This window comes from Hypericibacter sp. (assembly GCF_050729195.1).
Classification (GTDB): domain Bacteria; phylum Pseudomonadota; class Alphaproteobacteria; order Dongiales; family Dongiaceae; genus Hypericibacter.
Genome location: NZ_JBOHKS010000264.1, coordinates 1 through 19,229, shown reverse-complemented (window position 1 = coordinate 19,229; position 19,229 = coordinate 1). Strand labels below are relative to the sequence as shown.

19 protein-coding genes are annotated in these 19,229 nt (G+C 65.8%); 11 read left to right on the top strand and 8 right to left on the bottom strand.

From position 1 onward, the window contains the following. The first annotated feature begins 95 nt into the window (after nt 1-95). Complete coding sequence (locus ACREE8_RS21385) at nt 96-1,277, top strand: pyridoxal phosphate-dependent aminotransferase (RefSeq protein WP_431575045.1); 1,182 nt, start codon at nt 96-98, stop codon at nt 1,275-1,277. Between the two features lie 118 nt (nt 1,278-1,395). Here ACREE8_RS21385 and ACREE8_RS21380 read toward each other — a convergent pair whose 3' ends face one another. Continuing rightward, the gene (locus ACREE8_RS21380) at nt 1,396-2,271 is read right to left on the bottom strand and encodes a Kdo hydroxylase family protein (RefSeq protein ID WP_431575044.1); all 876 of its coding nucleotides are present in this window, start codon (nt 2,269-2,271) and stop codon (nt 1,396-1,398) included. Nucleotides 2,272-2,471: 200 nt separating this feature from the next. On the opposite strand from ACREE8_RS21380, the gene ACREE8_RS21375 reads away from it, so the two are divergent. Both ACREE8_RS21375 and glnA read left to right on the top strand, forming a co-directional pair. Beyond that, entirely contained in the window at nt 2,472-2,810 is a 339-nt protein-coding gene (locus ACREE8_RS21375; RefSeq protein ID WP_151177391.1) for a P-II family nitrogen regulator, read from the top strand. Nucleotides 2,811-2,906: 96 nt separating this feature from the next. Continuing rightward, on the top strand, nt 2,907-4,316 hold the full coding sequence (gene glnA / locus ACREE8_RS21370; protein WP_431575043.1) for a type I glutamate--ammonia ligase: 1,410 nt from the start codon (nt 2,907-2,909) through the stop codon (nt 4,314-4,316). A 123-nt stretch (nt 4,317-4,439) separates the two neighbouring features. Here glnA and ACREE8_RS21365 read toward each other — a convergent pair whose 3' ends face one another. Together ACREE8_RS21365 and ACREE8_RS21360 are read right to left on the bottom strand one after the other, a co-directional pair. After that, on the bottom strand, nt 4,440-5,900 hold the full coding sequence (locus tag ACREE8_RS21365; RefSeq protein ID WP_431575042.1) for a sensor histidine kinase: 1,461 nt from the start codon (nt 5,898-5,900) through the stop codon (nt 4,440-4,442). Nucleotides 5,901-6,021: 121 nt separating this feature from the next. Further along, nucleotides 6,022-6,447, bottom strand: a complete 426-nt coding sequence (locus ACREE8_RS21360) for an acyl-CoA thioesterase (protein ID WP_431575041.1) — start codon at nt 6,445-6,447, stop codon at nt 6,022-6,024. Nucleotides 6,448-6,587: 140 nt separating this feature from the next. On the opposite strand from ACREE8_RS21360, the gene parE reads away from it, so the two are divergent. The 5 genes from parE to ACREE8_RS21335 all read left to right on the top strand — a co-directional run bounded on the left by parE (nt 6,588) and on the right by ACREE8_RS21335 (nt 11,584). After that, nucleotides 6,588-8,576 (top strand): DNA topoisomerase IV subunit B, encoded by a 1,989-nt coding sequence (gene parE / locus ACREE8_RS21355; protein ID WP_431575040.1) that lies wholly within the window; start codon nt 6,588-6,590, stop codon nt 8,574-8,576. A 122-nt stretch (nt 8,577-8,698) separates the two neighbouring features. Continuing rightward, nucleotides 8,699-9,106, top strand: coding sequence for a hypothetical protein (locus ACREE8_RS21350; protein ID WP_431575039.1), 408 nt, complete (start codon nt 8,699-8,701; stop codon nt 9,104-9,106). A 153-nt stretch (nt 9,107-9,259) separates the two neighbouring features. After that, nucleotides 9,260-9,823 carry a dTDP-4-dehydrorhamnose 3,5-epimerase family protein gene (locus ACREE8_RS21345; RefSeq protein WP_431575038.1) on the top strand — a complete coding sequence of 188 codons (564 nt, stop codon included), beginning with the start codon at nt 9,260-9,262 and terminating at the stop codon, nt 9,821-9,823. Nucleotides 9,824-9,853: 30 nt separating this feature from the next. Further along, a complete protein-coding gene (locus tag ACREE8_RS21340) occupies nt 9,854-10,834 on the top strand; it encodes a glycosyltransferase family 2 protein (protein WP_431575037.1) in 981 nt (326 codons plus the stop codon). 147 nt (nt 10,835-10,981) lie between these two features. Then, complete coding sequence (locus ACREE8_RS21335) at nt 10,982-11,584, top strand: hypothetical protein (RefSeq protein WP_431575036.1); 603 nt, start codon at nt 10,982-10,984, stop codon at nt 11,582-11,584. A 25-nt stretch (nt 11,585-11,609) separates the two neighbouring features. Here ACREE8_RS21335 and metF read toward each other — a convergent pair whose 3' ends face one another. The 3 genes from metF to ACREE8_RS21320 form a co-directional block, all read right to left on the bottom strand. Further along, nucleotides 11,610-12,542, bottom strand: coding sequence for a methylenetetrahydrofolate reductase [NAD(P)H] (gene metF, locus ACREE8_RS21330; RefSeq protein ID WP_431575035.1), 933 nt, complete (start codon nt 12,540-12,542; stop codon nt 11,610-11,612). Next, nucleotides 12,539-13,555: an ArsR/SmtB family transcription factor gene (locus ACREE8_RS21325; protein ID WP_431575034.1), complete on the bottom strand. Its 1,017-nt coding sequence runs from the start codon at nt 13,553-13,555 to the stop codon at nt 12,539-12,541. The genes metF and ACREE8_RS21325 overlap by 4 nt, the downstream gene beginning before the upstream one ends. A 120-nt stretch (nt 13,556-13,675) precedes the next feature. Continuing rightward, nucleotides 13,676-14,233, bottom strand: a complete 558-nt coding sequence (locus tag ACREE8_RS21320) for an isochorismatase family protein (protein ID WP_431575033.1) — start codon at nt 14,231-14,233, stop codon at nt 13,676-13,678. 204 nt (nt 14,234-14,437) lie between these two features. Between ACREE8_RS21320 and ACREE8_RS21315 the strand changes: the two genes are divergently transcribed. The 3 genes from ACREE8_RS21315 (at nt 14,438) to ACREE8_RS21305 (ending at nt 18,381) form a co-directional block, all read left to right on the top strand. Next, on the top strand, nt 14,438-16,138 hold the full coding sequence (locus ACREE8_RS21315; protein WP_431575032.1) for a DEAD/DEAH box helicase: 1,701 nt from the start codon (nt 14,438-14,440) through the stop codon (nt 16,136-16,138). 134 nt (nt 16,139-16,272) lie between these two features. Beyond that, nucleotides 16,273-17,436 (top strand): P1 family peptidase, encoded by a 1,164-nt coding sequence (locus tag ACREE8_RS21310; protein WP_431575031.1) that lies wholly within the window; start codon nt 16,273-16,275, stop codon nt 17,434-17,436. Nucleotides 17,437-17,520: 84 nt separating this feature from the next. Next, complete coding sequence (locus ACREE8_RS21305; protein WP_431575030.1) at nt 17,521-18,381, top strand: alpha/beta fold hydrolase; 861 nt, start codon at nt 17,521-17,523, stop codon at nt 18,379-18,381. 7 nt (nt 18,382-18,388) lie between these two features. Here ACREE8_RS21305 and ACREE8_RS21300 read toward each other — a convergent pair whose 3' ends face one another. After that, on the bottom strand, nt 18,389-18,820 hold the full coding sequence (locus tag ACREE8_RS21300) for a DUF1772 domain-containing protein (RefSeq protein ID WP_431575029.1): 432 nt from the start codon (nt 18,818-18,820) through the stop codon (nt 18,389-18,391). Between the two features lie 2 nt (nt 18,821-18,822). After that, nucleotides 18,823-19,229 (bottom strand): acetate--CoA ligase family protein (locus ACREE8_RS21295; protein WP_431575028.1); only part of this gene is annotated, 407 nt, incomplete at its 5' end.

Sequence of the window (19,229 nt, the reverse complement as noted above, 5' to 3'; positions counted from 1 at the left end):
TCCCCTCGCCTCCTTCGGCGGAGGCGCTGGAACGCTTGCCTCCACGGGCCGGCCGTCACGAAAAACTGCCAATCCATCAGGGAGATCAGGGGACAATGCTGCAACTCGCCTCGGGCATGAGCCGCCTCGGCACCGAATCCGCCTTCGAAGTGCTGGCGCGCGCCAATGCGCTCGCCGCCGCAGGCAAGAGCATCATCAACCTCGGCATCGGCCAGCCGGACTTCAAGACGCCGGCCCATATCGTCGACGCGGCCATCAAGGCGCTGAAGGACGGCCATCACGGCTATACCCCGGCCAACGGCATCCCGCAGCTGCGTGAGGCGGTCTCCGCCGACCTGCATCGCCGCCATGGCGTGACGGTCGACCCCGCCCAGGTGGTGGTGGTCCCGGGCGGCAAGGTGACGATGTTCTTCGCCATCCTCATGTTCGGCGAGCCCGGTGCCGAGATCATCTATCCGAACCCCGGCTTCCCGATCTACGAATCGGCGATCAATTTCACCGGCGCCAAGGCCGTGCCGCTGCCGCTCCTGGAGAAGAACGGTTTCGGCTTCTCGGCCGAGGATCTGCTCTCGCGCATCACCGACAAGACCCGTCTCATCATCATCAACAGCCCGGCCAACCCGACCGGCGGCGTCACCGCCGACGCCGAGGTGGAGAAGCTGGCGAAGGGTCTCGAGAAGTTCCCCAACGTCGCGATCATGTCGGACGAGATCTACAGCGAAATCCTCTATGAGGGCCGCCAGCATCTGAGCCTGCTCCGCTTCGAGCATCTGCGCGACCGCCTCATCATGCTCGATGGCTGGTCCAAGACCTACGCGATGACCGGCTGGCGCATGGGTTATGCGGTGTGGCCGGGCAAGCTGGCCGAGCTCGCCACCCGCCTCGCCATCAACTGCCATTCCTGCGTCAATGCCTCGGCCCAGTTCGCCGGCCTCGCGGCCCTCACCGGCCCCAAGGACGACGTCGCCAGGATGTGCAAGGCGTTCGACGAGCGCCGCCGCTATGTGGTGGGTGCGCTCAACAAGCTGCCCGGCGTCTCTTGCGTCGATGCGCTGGGCGCCTTCTACGTGTTCCCGAACATCGGCAAGACCGGCATGACCGCCAAGCAAGTCGAGGGCGGGCTGCTGAACGACGCCGGCGTCGCGACCATCGCCGGCACCAGCTTCGGCAGCTATGGCGAGGGCTATCTGCGCGTCTCCTATGCCAACAGCCTGGAGAACATCGCCGAGGCGATGCATCGCTTCGGCGACTGGCTGGCCAAGCGCAAGGCGGCGTGATTTTGGTTTCCTTCCCCTTCTTCAGGGGGAGGATCAAGGAGGGGGATGACGCGGCTTCAAGCCAGGAGTGTTCCCCCTTCCTGGCCTTCCCCCGCAAGCGGGGAAAGGGACAGAGTTTTCAGGCCAGCCTTCGTCCCGCGAGATCTTCCAACACCCTGAGCGGCGAACGCTCAGGGTGTTTCATTTGGACCGGATCGAGATGGAAGGTCTGTTCCAGCGCATGGCGTCCGGCCGTCGCCGCATGCGCCACCTGGTCGGTGAAGACGATCCAGCTCGAACCGGCCGGGAAGGCAATCGCCTCGACCCCGCTGTCCTGCTGATAGCTCACGTCCCGCTTCATCGCGTCATGAAGCTTGAGCATGTAATGGTCGTAGTCGCGCCGCCGGCCCTTGGTCAGGCCCAGCATCGCATGCGCCAGGGCGCTTCCGGGAACAGGCCGTGGCAGGCGCTGATAGAACTGCCGCGCGGTCGAGGCGAAGGGGGCGCCGACGCGCCACTGCCTTGCCTGTCCATTGGGGTCGATATTGCTGAAGACCCGGAGGATGCGCCGGCCGGCGGTGGGCCGCGACGGGAAGGCATCGACATGCAACTTCGTGTCGTCATGGCGCGGCGAGCTCGTCCGACCCGCGATCTCGACCGGGCGGAAGCTGGTTCGGGCCATCTCGATCTGGCCGCGATAGTTCGGAATCACGGCTTCGATGAGCTTCTGACTGGCTTGCGCGTAACGCGACATCAGCCGCGTCAAGCCGGCGGCATCCTCGCCCTCCGCCTTGGTGCCGCCCAGCGTCCCCCGCGCCGGATCGAAGCTGATGTTCTTGACGGCGGCCGACCAGCCATCGGCCAGAAAGCGCCGCTCCTCCGGCTCGATCGTGAAGGCGAGCGCCGGGAAATAGAGGATCTGGCCGGCCTCGAGCGCTTCGGTCGCACGGGCCTGCTCGGACGGAACGAGCGGCGGCGGCCAGGCCGATCCATCGAAACTTTCCAACCTTGTCATGGCTTTCGCTCCCGCTGCGCAACGCCGCCGCAAAACCCTGCCTGTTCTTGCGCCAATATGCCTAAAAAATAGGCATCGAAACTGGAGCCGGCGAAAATATCTTAGGCAAACCAATGCCCCGCCGGCTGGCACGCGCTGTGCTTTCTGGCGCGCGAGAGCCGCTATCCGGCAGCTCGGCACAAGCCCAGGACGTTTCACTCATGAAGAAGATCGAAGCCATCATCAAGCCCTTCAAGCTCGACGACGTGAAGGACGCCCTGCACGAAGTTGGGATCAAGGGAATTACCGTGACCGAGGCCAAAGGCTTCGGCCGCCAGAAGGGCCATACCGAGCTCTATCGCGGCGCGGAGTATGTGGTCGATTTCCTGCCCAAGGTGAAGATCGAGGTGATCCTCGAGGACGCGCTCGTGGAGCGTGCCGTCGAGGCCATCACGCAGGCGGCGCGCACGGGGCGCATCGGCGACGGCAAGATCTTCGTCTCGACGATCGACGAGGTCATCCGCATCCGGACCGGCGAACGCGGTGCGGACGCCATCTGATACACCTACCGACATGCCCATCACACTGTAACCGACGACGATGACTCCAGACCCACGAAACAACACGAACCCAACAGACCCAGGGAAGACGCGCACATGTCCGATCCGAAAAAGCTCCTCGCGCTGATCAAGGAGCATGACGTCAAATATGTCGATTTCCGCTTCACCGATCCGCGCGGCAAGTGGCACCACATCGCCCAGGCGGTCGTCACCGTCGACGAGGACATGCTGACCGAAGGCGTGATGTTCGACGGCTCCTCGATCGCGGGCTGGAAGGCCATCAACGAGTCCGACATGATCCTGATGCCGGACTGCGATACCGCGATCCTCGATCCCTTTGCCGCCCAGACCTCGCTGGTCGTGTTCTGCGACATCGTCGAGCCGCTGACCGGCCAGAATTACAGCCGCGACCCACGCTCGATCGCCAAGGCGGCCGAGACCTACCTGAAGAGCACCGGCATCGGCGATACCGCCTTCATGGGGCCCGAGGCCGAGTTCTTCGTGTTCGACGACATGCGCTACGAAGTTTCCATGAACCGCACCTTCGTCGAGTTCTCCTCCGACGAAGGGCCCTATGTCAGCGGCCGCAAGATGGAAGAAGGCAATCACGGCCACCGTCCGCTCATCAAGGGCGGCTACTTCCCGGTGGCGCCGCTCGACAGCGGCGGAGACCTGCGCGCCGAGATGCTCTCGACCATCGCCGAGATGGGCGTGACTGTTGAGAAGCACCATCACGAAGTGGCGCCGAGCCAGCATGAGCTGGGCATCCGGTTCAACACGCTGACCAAGATCGCCGACGGGATGCAGATCTACAAATACTGCGTCCACAATGTCGCGCATTCCTACGGCAAGACGGCGACCTTCATGCCGAAGCCGGTCAAGGGCGACAATGGCTCGGGCATGCATGTCCATCAGTCGATCTGGAAGAACGGGCAGCCGCTCTTCGCCGGCAATGGCTATGCGGACCTGTCGGAGACGGCGCTCTATTACATCGGCGGCATCATCAAGCATGCCAAGGCGCTGAACGCCTTCACCAACCCGCTCACCAACAGCTACAAGCGCCTGGTGCCGGGCTATGAGGCGCCGGTGCTGCTCGCCTATTCGTCACGCAACCGCTCGGCTTCCTGCCGCATTCCGTTCGTGGCGAACCCGAAGGGCAAGCGCGTCGAGGTTCGGTTCCCGGATCCGGGCGCCAACCCCTATCTCGCTTATTCGGCCATGCTGATGGCGGGTCTCGACGGCATCATGAACAAGATCCATCCGGGCGACCCGATGGACAAGAACCTTTACGACCTGCCGCCCGAGGAACTGAAGAACGTTCCGACCGTCTGCGGTTCGCTGCGCGAAGCGCTCGAGAACCTGGAGAAGGACAATGCGTTCCTCAAGAAGGGCGACGTCTTCAGCGACGACTTCATCAACGCCTATCTCGAGCTGCGCTGGGAAGAGGTCCATGACTACGACATGACCCCGCATCCGCTCGAGTACAAGCTGTACTACAGCGTCTAACGGCCTTCCCTGGTGCGGCGCCCCAAGCGCCGCGTGTCGAGGCCGTTACCCTGGGCCGCCTTCGCTCGCAAGAGTGGAGGCGGCCTCTTTCTTTGCGGGATTGAGGATCGTCGAGCCGAGGCGTTAGGCCGCGGCGGCGGTTGCCTTGGCGGCGGGGTTGTTGGCGGCGGCGCGATCGGGAATCTGGATCCGCACCACGGTGCCGGTCCCCTTCTCGCTCGCGATCGTCAGGTCGCCGCCCAGCAGCTGCGCCAGGCGCCGCGACAGCGGCAGGCCGATACCGGTGCCCTCATATTTGCGGCTGAGCGAGCTGTCCACCTGGCCGAACGGCGAGAGCGCGATCGGAATCTCGTCGGCCGTCATGCCGATCCCGCTGTCGCGCACCGTGATCTCGATGCCGTCGGGTTGGCGCCGGGTGCTCATGGTCACGCGACCGTCGGGCGGCGTGAACTTGATCGCGTTGGAGAGCAGGTTGAGGAGAATCTGCTGGATCTTGCGCTCGTCGCTGGTGATCCGCACCGGCTCGGGCGCGGCCTCGATCTCGAGCCGCACCCGGGCCCGGATCGCCTGCTCCTGCATGATGCGCCGGACCCGGTCGAGGATTTCGCCCACAGTGAAGTCGCTGCGCTCGACCTGCATCTTCCCCGCCTCGGCCTTGGTCAGGTCGAGGATGTCGTTGATGACGCGGCCCAGATGGGTTGCCGCGGTCCAGATATCGTCGAGATAGCCCTGATAGACCGGCGGCTGCACCGGCCCCATCACGCCGTTCTTGATCACCTCGGCGAAACCGATGATCGCGTTCAAGGGCGTGCGCAGCTCGTGGCTCATATTCGCCAGGAACTCGGACTTGGCCTGGCTCGCCGCCTCGGCCCGCGCCGCGGCGGCGGAGAGCTTGAGCTCGCGCCCATGAGCGCGTTCCACCGCCTGGTCGCTGCGATAAACGATCAACACCAGCCCCAGATAGATCAGGAGCTGGACAGCGGCCAGCACGCCGGCGGCGAACAACTCGTCATTGTCGATCTCCGTCACCAGATCGGTGACGTCGTCATAGACCTCGATGACAGCCTCGACCTCGGTCGGGCTGCCCGGCGCGAAGAGCGGGAGATAGGTCGAGACCACGTTGCGGTCGGTCACGACGCCATCGAAGGACAGCATCTGGTCCTTGCGCTCGATCTCGTTGGCGATGCCGCCGGCCTTGGCTTCCTCGAAGCCTTCGTTGCGCTTGCGGATGCCGATCTCGGCCCGGTCGGTCGAATAAACCGTGAGCCCTTCCTTGTCGTAGATCTTGACCTTGGCGATGGAGGAACCCTGCATCAGCGCCTTGATGCGCTGGCCCAGTTCGTCCACCTCGACGGTGTTGCGCAGCGCTTCGGGATCGGAAAGGCCGGCCTTGGCCACGTAACTGCGGAAATCGCCCCAGGCCGCGTTGGCGAAGACCTTCGTCAAGGCCACGTTCTGGCGCTCGGCCATCGCCTCGAGCCTCTCCAGTGAGGCGCTGCGATGGATCAGCCCGAGCACGGCACCGGCGACCAGCAGAATGCAGCCGCTGATGATCGCAAACCGGAATGTTTGACGCTTGACCAAGGCGGCGACGCTCCCGACCCTCGGCTCAGGTCCGGAAGGGACCCGATCCGCGCCGATGATCCACGAACAGTTTGCAGCCGAGGTCTTGACGATCTCTTAACCAACTGCGGCGGAGGCGGCCCTATTCCTTCGGCACCGGCCGCGGCCGCCCGGTCTCGTCGATCGCCACATAGGTGAAGCGCCCCTGGGTCACCTTCTCCGCCTTGCCGGTATGGCGACGCTGGACCCAGCTCTCGATGTCGACCGCCATGGAGGAGCGCCCGATCTTCACGATTGTCGCATAGCAGCTCAGCAGATCGCCGATCATCACCGGGCGGTGAAACGTCATCGCGTCGACCGCGACGGTCGCGACCCGGCCCTGGGCGCGGCGGATCGCCGCGACCGCGCCGGCGATATCCATCTGGGCCATCAGCCAGCCGCCGAAGATGTCGCCATTGGCGTTGGCATCGGCCGGCATGGCGAGCGTCCGGATGGCGGGATCGAGATCCGGAAGCCCTTCATCCAGGCGGGCGGCGGCGGGAGAATCGGGATTGCGAGTCTCGCTCATGATGGGGCCCAGTCTGGCCTTTCGGGGTCCCGGCTGTCGAGGGACAGTCTTGCCATTTTCGCAGCATCTTGTGGGAGATACCGGTGTCGTCCCCAGCATGTTGCTTGTGCCGCCGGTGGTCCTTCCTATAATCCGCCGCCATGAACGATCTCTTTTCGAACGGGCCGCGCGGCAAAGCGGCCGAATACACCGCCAAGGACATCGAGGTCCTCGAGGGCCTCGATCCCGTGCGCCGGCGCCCCGGCATGTATATCGGCGGCACCGATGAGCGGGCGCTGCATCACCTCGTGGCCGAGGTGCTGGACAACTCGATGGACGAGGCGGTGGCGGGTTACGCCAACCGCATCGAGGTCGAGCTCGCCGCCGGCGACACGGTCACCATCACCGACAATGGCCGCGGCATCCCGGTCGATCCCCATCCCAAATTCAAGAGCAAGTCGGCCCTCGAGGTGATCCTCACCACGCTCCATTCGGGCGGCAAGTTCGGCGGCAAGGTCTACACCACCTCCGGCGGCCTGCATGGCGTCGGCCTCTCGGTCGTGAACGCGCTCTCCGACAAGCTCAGCGTCGAGGTCGCGCGCGACAAGCAGGTCTATCAGCAGAGCTATGAGCGCGGCGCGCCGGTCTCGAAGCTGAAGAAGACCGGCGAGACGGCGAACCGGCGCGGCACGACCGTGACCTTCCATCCCGACCCGAAGATCTTCGGCAACAGCGTCCATTTCCGCCCTGAGCGGCTCTACCGGATGGCGCGCTCGAAGGCTTATCTCTTCCGCGGGGTCGAAATTCGCTGGCGCTGCGATCCGAGCCTGCTCAAGGGCGACGACAAGACGCCGGCGGAAGAGACGTTCCATTTCCCCGGCGGCCTGGGCGACTTCCTCGCCTCGACGCTCGAAGGCCGCCAGACCGTGACGGCGACGCCCTTCGCCGGCCGTGCCGAGTTTCCGGACGAGCAGGGCCGGGTCGAATGGGCCCTGGCCTGGCCGGTCGACCAGAACCCCTATTTCAGCGCTTACTGCAACACGGTGCCGACACCCGAAGGCGGCACCCACGAAGCCGGCATGCGCTCGGGCCTCACACGATCGCTCAAGGCCTATGGCGAGATGGTCGGCAACCGCAAGGCCGCCCAGATCACGGCCGAGGATCTCTGCGGCACCGCGGTGTCGCTGCTCTCGATCTTCATCCGCGAGCCGCAGTTCCAGGGACAGACCAAAGAGAAGTTGGCCTCCGTGGAGGCGCAGAAGCTGGTCGACGCCTCGCTCAAGGATCATTTCGATCACTGGCTGTCGGACGATCCGAACCGCGCCCGCGATCTGCTGGACTATATGGTCGAGCGTGCCGAAGAGCGCCTCCGCAAACGCCAGGACAAGGAGCTCAGCCGTAAGACCGCGACCCGCAAGCTGCGGCTGCCGGGCAAGCTCACCGATTGCAGCCGCGATTCCGCCGAGGGCACCGAGCTCTTCCTGGTCGAGGGCGATTCCGCCGGTGGCTCGGCCAAGCAGGCCCGCAGCCGCGAGACCCAGGCCGTGCTGCCTCTGCGCGGCAAGATCCTCAACGTCGCCAGCGCCTCGGCCGACAAGCTCTCGCAGAACCAGGAGCTGATCGACCTGATCCAGGCGCTGGGCTGCGGCAGCCGTGACAAGTTCGATGCCGCCAAGCTGCGCTATGAGCGCGTCATCATCATGACCGACGCCGATGTGGACGGCGCCCATATCGCGTCGCTGCTCATGACCTTCTTCTATCGCGAGATGCCGGGCCTGATCGAGAAGGGCCATCTTTATTTGGCGCAGCCCCCGCTCTACCGGCTGACCCAGGGCGGCAGCTCCGTTTATGCCCGCGACGACCGGCATAAGGACGAGCTGATGGAGAGCGCCTTCAAGGGCCGCGGCAAGGTCGAGATCAGCCGCTTCAAGGGGCTGGGCGAGATGCCGGCGCAGCAGCTCAAGGAAACCACCATGGATCCCGCCAAGCGCACGCTGCTGCGCGTCGCCGTGCCCGACAAGTTCGGCGAAGATCGCGGGGAGGCGCGCAACACCGCCGACCTGGTGGAGCGCCTGATGGGCCGCAAGCCCGAGCTGCGCTTCCAGTTCATCCAGGAGAACGCGTCGAAGGTGCAGGAACTGGACGTCTAAGCCCTGTCGTTCGACGGCGATCGCCGGTTCGTTCCTGTCGTCGCAGATCGGGCAACTTCTCGAAAATCCACTCCTGTGCCATGATCGGCACCTGACGACCCTTCCCTTCATTTCCCGCGGCCATGCACCAGCGATTGCTCATTCTCTGTGTCGTCTTCGCTGCCTGGATTCTGCCAGGCGGGCCGGCGAATGCCGAGGTGCCGCGCGTCACGCTGCGCGATGTGTCGCTCGCGATTCTCGAGCTCTACAACGCGGAGGACGGGATCGGGCTCTATACCCGCGTGAGCGAGCCCCTCGCAGCCAAGGTCTCGACGGAGGCCCTGGCTGAGAGGCTCTCGGATTGCCGCCAGCGCTTCGGTTCCCTGCAGCGTCTGAGCCTCCCGGTCGCCAGCACCGGCACCGCGGCCTTGTTCGCGGCCTATTTCGAGACCGGGGCCCGCGACATGTATCTCGAGATCGATCTCGATGGCGGCATCCGACTGCTGACCTTCGCCGGCCCGGGTGAGACCTGCGCCCTGATAGGACCCTGAGCCGCGACCGGCCGCGCGGCCCTAACACCAACTTTGGACAGCAATCGACACCCGTTGCGGGACGCCGGGCGATTGCCGTAGGCGCGAATCTGCAATACCGTCCCTGACGCGCGCCGTCTCGCTGAACGGCCGCAATCAATGGGGGAATTCGGCATGACTGTTCAGGGTCCGACCGACGTCGCATTGCGCGGGTTGATCGGCGGCGACGAGCTCGTCGCCAAACATTCGGCGGTCAACGAACGGGGCGCGCTGCGCCTCGATCCGATCCATGGCATCGAGTTCCGGGCCACCCGGCCCGTGCCGCATGAGGACGGCCATGTGACCGAGGTCGCGCGCGCCAGCTGGGACATGGTCGGCGGCCCGATCGTCCAGGTGCATATCACCACCACCATGCCGGGCCGCATCCGGGCCTGGGGCCTGCATCAGCGCAGCACCGACCGGCTCTTCGTCGTGTCCGGGCTGGTCAAGATCGCGGTCTTCGACGGCCGCAGAGACTCTCCGACCTGCGGTCGCGTGAACGAGTTCACGGTCAGCGAGAAGAATCCCGGCCTGCTGGTGATTCCGCCCAACCTCTATCACGGCTGGAAGAACATCGGCACCGAGGAGGCGGTCATCATCAACATGCCGACCTCGCAGTATAATTACGAGGGGCCCGACGCCCTGGATCTCTCCTGGGATTCCGAAGCGGCCAGCCGCATCGTTCCCTATCGCTTCTGATCCCCCACGGCCCCCGAGCCGACCCTTCTCATGGCGCCCCGCGTCTCGATCCTTCTGCCGACGCATAACCGCCCCGATGTGCTGGGCTACTCGATTCAATCGGTGCTCGCGCAAACCGAGACCGATTTCGAGCTGCTCGTCGTCGGCGACGGTTGCGCCGACGACAGCCGCGCGGTCGTCGCGCGCTTCTCGGATCCGCGCCTGCGCTGGTTCGACATGCCGAAGGCGCCGCTGAGCGGCTATGCCAATCGCAACGTCGTCCTGCGGCAGACACAGAGCCGATATGTCGCCTATGCCCAGGACGACGACGTCATGTTCCCCGACCACATCGCCAAGCTCATCGCGACCCTGGAGGCGAGCGGCGACGATTGGGTCTATAGCCGCCCGGTCTGGTGCAGCCCGGACGGTTTCATCCTGCCGCTCTCGATGAATCTCCGGAACGCGGACGAGCTCGCCCATTTCATGACCACGGAGAACTACATCCCCTCGTCCTACGTCATGCACAAACGCGATGCCCTGGAGCGCGTCGGCTATTGGCCCGAGGACGTGCCGCTGATGGCGGATTGGAGCTGCTGGCGGCGCATCATCCAGACCAGCGCCTCGGGCCGTCCGGCCTACTGCCCGGATCCCACCACGCTGCATTTCCGTGCCCGCTGGCGCGAGCGGGACAATCCTCCGGTCATGCGCCTGGCGGAGATCGCCCGCAGCGCCAGCTGGTGGCCGCCGGCCTGCAAGCTCGACATCCCACCCGGGACCCTGGAGCAGCGCGTCTTCTTCGAGACGCTGAGCGCCGCACCGACGGCTTGCATCGGCGGGATCCGCGCCGCCGTCCCGGTGATCAATGAGCGCCTGGCCTGGGGCACGGCGGCGCTGGCCGCGCAGACCTGGCCCCTGGACAAGGCGGCCTTGTGCAAGCATGAGCGCTTCCTGAAGCGCTGGGCGGGGAAGCTCCTGCCCCGGCGGGTTTTCCAATGGCTCAGGGAGCGCCGTCGGACGGCCCTGTCGTCTTGAGGGGTGCGGGTCGGGCCGGCCCGGAAGGATGAAATTCGTTCCGCCGCCGCCGCACCCGCTTGCTCCAGGGCCATTTTCCGCCCATATCCCTTTGGGTATCGCAAGGGCGCCTCGATGCCAACGGCGCCCTATAATCAGGATCCCATCATGGCCTCCGCGCTCCCCCGTCTCCAAAAAGCCCGCTTGCCATTGCCCGGCCTTCTGGCCATCGGCCTGGCGCTGACGGGGCTGGCGGGGTGTGCGCAGACTGGGGTGATCTATAACCAGCAGAAATATCTGTCCGGCACCAAGCTCTATGTGACGCACGCCGAGGGTTCGCAAATACCGACGGTCATTCGCGGCAATCCCTCGGCCCTGGCGAAGGTCGACTTCGACCAGATCGTGCGCGACGATCTGAAAGGCTCGAACTTCGGGCGGCCCTCGACCTTCGTGCCGGGCCCCGACAACCCGCCCTACCCCGACGAACGTGTGGTGTTGGTTTTCAACGGACCCGTCATCGGCCAAGCCCAGCTCTGCCAGTGGGGAATCGCGGGCGGCGGCGGCCCGGCTCCCGACGGCCGGATCGAGATCCTCGCCGCCTTCTGCAGTGGCGGCCGGCCGGTGTCGGCGCTGGAGGGCGGCATCAGCGGCGTGAAGGATCCGAACGATCCAAAGTTCCGGGCGTTCCTCCGCGAGATCGGAATGACCTTGTTCAATCCGAATAACCCCGAAGACAACCCCGATCACGGCGTCGAGCCACCGGTCCCATGAGCGTGGCAGGCTGGCTGGGCGAAACCTAAGCGGTGGTCGCGTGCCCGGCGACGTCCTCGCCATGGCTGCGATGACGACGGCGCAGCACGCCCGACCGCAATCCCAGCATATGGCAGATCGCCAGCGTCAGTTCGGCGCGGTTGAGCGTGTAGATGTGAAAGTCGGTCACGCCCTGCGTCTGCAATTTGAGGCACAGATCGACCGCGACGGTCGCGGCGATCAGCTCGCGCGTCGCCGGATCCTCGTCCAACCCCTCGAAGGTGCGGGCGAGCCAGGCCGGGATCGCCGCGCCGCAGCGTTTCGCGAACTCCTGCACCGTCTTGAAGTTGGTGACTGGCAGAATGCCCGGAATGATCGGCGCCGTGATGCCGGCGGCCCGCGCCCGATCCATGAAACGCAGATAGGTCTCGGGCTCGAAGAAGAACTGGGTGATGGCCCGCCGCGCGCCGGCGTCGAGCTTGCGCTTGAGATTGTCGAGATCGGCTTCGGGTGAGGGGCTGTCCGGGTGGCTTTCGGGATAGGCCGCGACCGAGATATCGAAATCCCCGATCCGCGTCAGGCCGGCCACCAGGTCGGCCGCGTCGCGATAGCCTTGGGGATGGGGCGCATAGCGGCCCTGGTCGGCCGGCGCATCGCCCCGCAGCGCCACGATGCGCTTGATCCCGGCCGCCGCATAATCGCGCGCCACCGCATCGACCTCGGCCTTGCTCTTGCCTACGCAAGTCAGATGGCCCGCGGCCGGCAAATCGGTGCGCTGCGCCAGGCGGCGCAAGGTCGCCAGCGTGCGATCCTGCGTCGAGCCGCCGGCGCCATAGGTGACCGACACGAAATCGGGCTGCATCGCCGTGAGCCGCTCGATGGTGTGCCACAAGGCGCCTTCATGCTCGCGCGCCTTGGGCGGGAAGAACTCGAACGAGACCTTGATGCGATCGGAAATCAGTGCGGGGTTGCGGATCATCGGGTCCGTTCCTTCCTGGTACGGGATTGGGATTTTCCGGCGGCGGTCGAGCTCTTTGGCGACAGGTCGACGGTCTGGCGGGCGACCCAGAGCATGACCGTCAACCGCTCGCCATGCTTGCCTGGCTTGGGCTGAAGCGAGCGCGTGGCCTCCATCTTGAGGCCGGCGTCGCGGCACCAGCCGGCGATCTCGTCCTGGGTGAAGCCCAGGCGACGATGCGCATGCTCGTCGCGCAGGAATTCCAGATTGTGGGGCGCGAAATCGACGATCAGCAGCCGCCCGTTCGGACGCAGCAGCCGCGCCGCCTCCAGCAGGGCCGCCGCGGGATCGTCGAGATAATGCAGCACCAGATGCAGCGTCACGATGTCCGCCGAGGCACTCTCCAGCGGCAGCGCATAGAGATCGCCCTGGCGGATCTGGACATGGCGCAGCTCGGGGCGATCGAGGCTGTGACGCGCGATCGCGAGCATCTCGCGGCTGAGATCGACGCCGATGCCGCTCTTGGCGCGCGGCGCCAGCAATTCGAGGACGCGGCCCGTCCCGGTGCCGAGATCGACCAGATCGCTGCCGGCCGCATCGCCCAGCAGGTCGAGGATCGCGGCATCGACGTCCTTCTCCGGGATGTGAAGCGCGCGGATCTCGTTCCAGTCGGCCGCGCGCCCGCGGAAATAGGCGGCCGCCGTCTCGGCGCGCTGCTGGCGCACCACGGCGAGACGCTCGAGATCCCGCGCAATGGTCGGATCGTCGGCGCGAATGCGCTCATTGAGGAAACGTGAGAGCGCGCCGCCGGCTCCCTTCTCGGCCGGGCGGAAGAACACCCAGCTCCCTTCCTGGAAGCGGTTGAGCAGGCCGGCCGAGACGAGAAGCTTCAGATGACGGCTGAGACGCGGCTGGCTCTGCCCCAGCACCTGGGTGAGCTCGGTCACGGTCAGTTCGGCTCGCGCCAGCACCGCGAGCAGTCTGAGGCGGGTCGGATCGCCCGCGGCCCGCAAAGGGGCCAGAAGCTGTTCCATGGCGGCTCTCCCAATCGACAGAGGCCATGATGATATAAAAATATCCTTATGTCATTATGAATATGGCTTCACCTCCGGGCAGGCGCCGCCAAGTCCCTGGCCGGCCGCTTGAGCCGAGCCTCAGCGGATGAGGACCGAGAGTTCCTTGAACTCCGGCGTGCCGGCCTTGCCCAGCCATTCGAACAGGACCATCTCCGCGGTGACGATCTCGACCCCGTCGCGCGCCATCCGGTCGAGCGCCATCTGCCGGCTTTCCGCCTTGCGCGAGGCAACCGCGTCGCCGACGACGAAGGGCGCCATGCCGAGGCGCGGCAGGCCCAAGGCGGTCTGGAGCACACAGACATGGGCCTCGACGCCGAGGATCACGGCCTGATCCCTGCCCTGCTCCTGGGCCAGCGACTGGAGCCGCGCTCGCAGCGCCGGGTCGTCGGTGCAGGCGAAATGGGTCTTGGGCAAGGGCTCGACTTCATTCCCAAAGAGTGCCCGAAGGCCGGGATCGGTGGCGCCCAGGCCTTTCGGGTACTGCTCCGACACGACGATCGGCAGGTCGAGACGTTTCGCCGCACGGATCAGGATTGCCGCCTGCGCCAGCAGCGGCTCAAGCCCGGTCATGGCGGGCAACAGGCGTTCCTGCATGTCGACGATCAGGAGGCAGGACCGTTCGCGTTGGACCAACATGGTAAATTCATCCCCGCGGCAATGATTCCTTCGCCAATTCCGGGGCAGGTTACGGCATCGCCGGACCTTGGCAAAGCCGCGGAGATGAGCGCAAACGCTTGACTTTCCGCGAGAATTGCCTACTTATCCGGCAGCTTTGCGGCGAACTTCCGGGCCCTTCGCCGATTCCAGAGATCCCGTTCAGGCCCCTTGCTCCGGTAGATAATGAGTTTTGACGACCTTGGGCTCAGCCCAGAAGTTCTGCGCGCCATCGCCGAAGTCGGCTATCGCGAACCGACCCCCATCCAGGCCCAGGCCATTCCCATCGTACAGATGGGACGCGACGTGTTGGGTTGTGCCCAGACGGGCACCGGCAAGACCGCTTCCTTCACCCTGCCGATGATCGACATGCTCGCGAGCGGCCGTGCCCGCGCGCGGATGCCCCGATCCCTGATCCTCGAGCCGACCCGTGAGCTCGCCACGCAGGTCGCCGAGAATTTCGACATCTACGGCAAGTACCACAAGCTCTCCCAGGCGCTGCTGATCGGCGGCGAATCTTTCACCGACCAGCAGAAGAAGCTGGACCGCGGCGTCGACGTGCTGATCGCCACGCCGGGCCGCCTGCTCGATTTGTTCGAGCGCGGCAAGATCCTGATGAGCGACGTGAAGATCCTCGTCATCGACGAGGCCGATCGCATGCTCGATATGGGCTTCATCCCCGATGTCGAGCGCATCGTGTCGCTGCTGCCGAAGATCCGCCAGACCCTGTTCTTCTCGGCGACGATGCCGCCGGAGATCAAGCGCCTGGCCGACGCCTTCCTGATGAACCCGAAAGAGATCTCGGTCGCTCCCCCGGCCTCGCCGGCGGCGCTGGTGACGCAGGGTCTCGTGGTCGTGCAGGAAGAAGACAAGCGCGAAGCGCTGCGCCGCCTGCTGCGCGCCGAGCCGGTCAAGAACGCGCTGATCTTCTGCAATCGCAAGAAGGACGTGGACATCCTCTATCGCTCGCTGGCGAAGCACGGCTTCAATGCCGGCCAGCTTCATGGCGACATGTCCCAGCCCAAGCGCACCGAGACGCTCGAGAAGTTCAAGAACGACGAGATCACGCTGCTGGTCTGCTCCGACGTCGCCGCGCGCGGCCTCGACATCCAGGGCCTGAGCCACGTCTTCAATTTCGACGTGCCGATCCATGCCGAAGACTACATCCACCGCATCGGCCGCACCGGCCGCGCGGGCCGCGAGGGTCGCGCCTATACGATCGCCTCGCCCTATGACGGCCGCTTCGTCGAAGCGATCGAGAAAATGCTCGGCAAGATCGTGCCGCGGATCGTGGTCGAAGGCTTCGACCTCGTCGCCTTCGAGGCTGACGATGGCGGACGCCGCCGCGGGCGGCGTCCGAGCAGCGGACGCAGCGCCGGCCGCAGCAGCAGCGCGGATGGCGAGAAGCGCAGCCGCGGCGGACGCGGCCGCAGCGATCGCGGCCGTCGCGAACCGAAGCCGGTCGAAGAGAATCTGGTGGAAGCGGCAGCCCCTGAAATGGCGGAGCCCGTCATGCGCGAGGAAATCCCGGTCGTCGAAGCCCCCGTGGTTCATGAGGAGCGGCCGGCCCGTGAAGAGCGGCCGGCACGCGAAGCCCGTGCCCCCCGTGACTCCAACCGCGAAGAGCGGTCGGGCCGTCAGGAGCGTTCCGGCCGCGGCAAGCGGCAGCCCCGCCCCGAGGCCGGCGAGAGCCGTTCCAAGCCCCAGCCGATCCGTCATGACGGTTCGCATATGGAAGCGGCCCGCTCGAACGAGCGCCGTTCCGATGAAGACGATGACGCGCCCGTGCTGGCCTTCGGCGATCATATGCCGGCCTTCCTGCGCCATCCGGTGAAGCGGCCTGCCAGCCGCAGCGAAGAGCGCGACGACGAGCGCGACGTCGCCTAAGCCAGACTGGCTCGATATCCAGTTCCAAGGCCCCTTTCGGCATCCGCCGGAAGGGGCCTTTCTCTTTGTCCGGCGGCGCGGCATGTTTCGGGCTTAAGGCCGAGAGCCCAGACCCGAAGCAACAGGATCGCGACATGACCGCCCGCCCCGCCTCCGAGGCGACGCCTTCCGGAAAGCCCCGCGCCCGCGCACTCGGCATTCCCTTCGCCGGCACGCCCGGAACCTTGAATGCCATCACCGATCTGCCGGGGCTGGCGGTCGGCTATGAAACCTTGATCCAGGGTGAAGGCGCTCTTCGCGTCGGTCATGGTCCGGTGCGCACCGGCGTGACGGCGATCCTGCCGCGCGGTCGCAATGGCGTGGGCACGCCCTGCGCCGCCGGGATGGTTTCGTTCAACGGCAATGGCGAAATGACGGGAACCGCCTGGATCGAAGAGACCGGGTCGCTCGATCTGCCGATCCTGATCACCAACACCCATTCGGTCGGCGCCTGTCATACCGGCACCATCGAGTGGGTCGTGCGCAATCACCCCAAGCTGGCAGAGGCCTGGTTCCTGCCGGTCGTGGGCGAAACCTGGGACGGCTATCTCAACGACATCAACGGCGCCCATGTGAAGCCCGAGCATGCGGTCCGGGCCATCGACATCGCAGGTTCGGGGCCGATCGAAGAAGGTTCGGTCGGTGGCGGCACCGGCATGAATTGCTATGCCTTCAAGGGCGGCTGCGGCACCGCTTCACGGATCGTTCCCTATGGCGCGCATCGCTATACCGTCGGCGCCTTCGTGCAGGCCAATTTCGGCGGCCGCCGTGAGCTGACGATCGCGGGCGTTCCGGTGGGCCGCGAGCTCGCCGACGACAACCCGATGGAAACGCGCCGCCAGGCGGCTCCCGCCGGCGCAGGTTCGGTGATCGCCATCGTCGGCACGGATGCGCCCTTGCTGCCGGCGCAGTGCAAGGCCCTGGCGCGTCGCGTCGGCATGGGGCTCGCGCGCACCGGCACCACCGGCTCGCATTTCTCCGGCGATCTCTTTCTCGCCTTCTCGACCGGCAATGAGGGAGCCCTCAAGAGCCGCTTCCCCGATGGCGAGCCGGCAGAGGACGAGTTCGACCAGCTGCGTTTCGTGCCCTGGGGCCGCATGGATCCCTTCTATGCCGCCGTGGCCCATGCGATCGAGGAAGCGGTCGTCAATGCGCTCGTCGCCAATACGACCATGATCGGCCGCGACGGCCATCGCACGCCGGCGCTGCCGCATGACCGGTTGGTCACGCTGCTGCGCGAGCGTCGCGTTATCGATTGAATCGACGTTGACCGGGTCCTGATCGGGACGCATTGTCCCCGACTGCAGCGATCGAACGCATCGCTCGTTGAATCAGGAATCCCCATGACACAGATCGCCGCGGCCCCCTTGCCTCAGGGATTCACCGAGAAGACCGCCATGGTCGATGGCGTCTCGATCAATTACAAGATCGGCGGGCGCGGCCCCGCGGTGGTGCTGCTTCATGGCTACGCCCAGACCAGCCATATGTGGACCCCGCTCCTGCCCCTGTTGGCGACGACGCACACGGTGATCGCCCCGGATCTGCGCGGCGCCGGCGCTTCGCAGCGCCCGACCGGTGGTTACGACAAGAAGACGATGGCGAAGGACATCCATGGCCTGGTGCGCCAACTCGGCCATGACAAGGTGCAGATGGTCGGCCACGATATCGGCCTGATGGTGGCTTATGCCTATGCGGCCCAGTTTCCGAACGAGGTCGGCAAGGTGGTGCTGATGGACGCCTTCCTTCCGGGCGTCGGCGAGTGGAAGGATGTCTGGTTGATGCGCGACCTCTGGCATTTCCATTTCTATGGCGAGACACCACTGGCTCTGGTCGCGGGGCGTGAGTGCATTTATTTCGAGCATTTCTGGAACGACTTCGCCGCCGACCGAACCAAGTCGGTGTCGGAAGCCGACCGTCAGCTCTATGTGGCGGCTTACGCGCGCGATGGCGGCATGCGCGCCGGATTCGAATATTTCCGGAACTTGGAGCAGGACGCGAAGGACTTCGCCGCCTTCGCCGCCACCAAGCTCGCCATGCCCTTCCTCGCCCTGACCGGCGAGAAGGCTTCAGGCACGTTCCTCATCGACCAGGCGAAGATGGTCGCGAGCAACGTCACCGGGGTAATCGTGAAAGGTTCCGGCCACTGGCTGATCGACGAGGCGCCGGATCAGGTGATCCCGGCGCTCGGCGCGTTCCTGATTTGAAGGAATCTCAGGCCAGACACCAGAGCGCGACCAGGGCGGCCGCGAGCCCGAGGGCGCCGCGCACCGCGTGCAGGCCGCCCCAGTGTTCGATCAGCTTGCGGCTCTCCGCACCCGCCTGGTCGGGCGCGGTGGCGTCGAGCTTCCGGTTGGTCGGCATGATGACCAGGAACGTGTAGGGCCAATTGGCCAGGAGCAGCAGGGCGGCCAGGAGCCATCCCCAGAATCCCGAGACCACAAAGGCCGCGATGCCGAGCAACCCACCGATGACCGCGAGGCTCGCCTGCATGACAAAGCCGCGGGCATAGCTCGGCTTCCATTGTGCGAGCAACGCGCGATCATCGAGCTTCAGCCGCGCCGGCTGCTCGACCAGGTTGATGTAGATCGCCGCCCCGGCAAAGACCGATGCCACCAGCAAGGTCAGCAGGCCGAGGATCGGCATCGTCAGTCTCCTGAAGGTTTGTTGTCGGCCGCCGGCACCACCAGCGCGTCGAGCGCCATCGCCCCCCCAGGGCCGGCAAGCACGGGGTTGATGTCGATCTCGGCGATGAGCCCCTTGAGATCGGCGACCAGCACCGAGAAGGCCGCGAGGCTTTTGGCGAGCGCGTCGACATCGGCGGGTTTCTGGCCGCGCTTGCCGTCGAGCAAAGGCCGCAGCGACAGCGCGTCAAGCAGCCGGTGCGCTTCTGACTTGTCGAAAGGCGGCAGCGCGAAGCGGCGGTCCTTCATCATCTCGATCAGGACGCCGCCGGCGCCGACCATCACCAGCGACCCGAACTGCGCATCGACCACGGCGCCGAAGGAAAGCTCGACACCCTTCCCCGCCATGGCCATGACCAGCACGCGCGGGC